1 protein-coding gene is annotated in these 1,813 nt (G+C 63.5%); it reads right to left on the bottom strand.

Going from position 1 to position 1,813, the window contains the following annotated elements:
- Nucleotides 1-156: 156 nt before the first annotated feature.
- On the bottom strand, nucleotides 157-1,813 hold a 1,657-nt coding region (locus OO70_RS50250), incomplete at its 5' end, for an AAA family ATPase (RefSeq protein ID WP_043688225.1).

Below are 1,813 nucleotides of genomic sequence, written 5' to 3'. Positions count from 1 at the left end.
CGTAGATGTCCTGCATCGCCTTCACTTCGAGGCGCACCATCTCGGCGTCGGCGTGGACCTCTTTGCCGACGAGCTTGCCGATCTTCTGCACGGCCTTGATGATCTTCGCGCAGAGCTTCAAGCGGCTGTTGTCGTCGGAGCGATTCACTTCGGGCGTCAACTCGTCCTTGGTTGTGGGGGCCTCTTCGTCGACGACGCCGAACGCGGAGCCCTCGGACGGCTTGTCCTCGACCTCGACCACGACCATTGATGTAACGGGGTTGCGTCGACATCGGCGAAGATCGCCGAGCTGCCGCGCGCACCGAGCGACGTGTCCTTGCCGGAGTGGTGAACGATGATGATGCAGATGTCTAACTCGACGGCCAGCTCGCGGAGCATATCGAGGATCGGCTGCATCTCGCGCGCCGAGCTTTCCTCGGCACCCGCTACGGCCTTCGCGAACGTGTCGAGGAACAACAGACCGACTGAAAGCCCCTCGCCTTCAAGCATCGCGTTCGCTTCCTTGACGGCCTTGCGCAACGCCCTACGCGCGCCCTTCGGATCGAGCGCGAAGTTCGGAACGCCGTCGCGGAAGATGAGCGCATCGTGCTTGGGCTTGTAGCGGTTCGACCAGGCGAGCGCGCGGCGATTGATGCCGCCGTGGCCTTCGCCGACGCAGTAGAGAACGCCGCACTGTTCGACGTTGCGGCCGAACCACTCCCACCCTTCGGAGAGCTTGCCGCCCATGTGGAATGCACTGAACGTCTTACCGGCATTCGACGGAGCATGAAGCATGCCGACCATACCGCGCGTGCAGATATTCTCGACCATCCAGTTCGGATCGGCGTAGATCGCGACACCAGACATGCGGCGCAGCGTGCCCTTCGGCTTGGCGGCCTTCTCGGCTTCCTTCTCTGCGGCGACCTCGCGCTCGTACTCGGAGTCTTCGTCATCGTCGACGACAGCGCCGAACGCCTCGCCGGTCGACGCCTTGCTGAGACCCTGGTTCTTCAGCCACTCGCGAGCGGTCTGCCGGTTGTCGTATTCGCCGGAGCGCGGCTTGCTGTCGACGAACTCGCCAGCACCCTCGAAGGCCAGGAAGAACGACGCCAGGTGTTCGGGCGGCATCTGCGGCCACTCGCGCATGACGTGGCGCGCAGCCTTGAAGCGGTTGTCGGAGCAGTCGTCGCCGGGCTCGTTGTAGAGCGACTTGAACTCGCTGTTCTCGGCTTGCAGCTTGTCGAAGTCATACTCGCCGAGCGGCGCGCACAGCTCTTCCCATTCGGGAATGTCCGCCTCGTCGATCTGCTTGATGATCTCGCGCTCTTTGGAGATGGGGATATCTTCCCCCACTTCCGCCGAGGACGTGCCGATCAGCTCGACGATGTAATCAGGGAGCGGCGGGATCGTGCCGTTGGTGTAGGCTTCGATGAACGCCTTGAGCGCGGCCTGGTCTCCGTAGCGCTTGCCGTCCTCACGGAGCGAGCCAGGCGCAACGAACTGACCGCCGCGCCCTCGCACGTCGCAGCCGTACTGCTTCTTGAGCGCGCCAGCGCTATTCGTGAAGGCGTTGTCGGGATCGCTGAAGATGTAGTGGCGGCCACCCGATTGTGTCGTGATGATCTGCGTGCCTTCGGGCACGCCGCCGTGCTCGTCGAAGAGCTTGCCGATCAGCTCGGGACCGTTGAACTTGGTGTCGGCGTCGATCACGACCAGGCGCGCAGGCCCGCACGCTACGGACGGAACCGCATCTTGGTTCGGGTGACGCCACATGCGCTTGACGATGTCGGGATCGGTCGTCGCGCCGACGAAGACTGTGAGCTGCTTGTTCCCT

It is taken from the genome of Streptomyces xylophagus (genome assembly GCF_000716435.1).
In the GTDB taxonomy this organism is placed as follows: Bacteria; Actinomycetota; Actinomycetes; order Streptomycetales; family Streptomycetaceae; genus Streptomyces; species Streptomyces xylophagus.
This window is presented reverse-complemented; position numbering and strand designations above follow the sequence as displayed.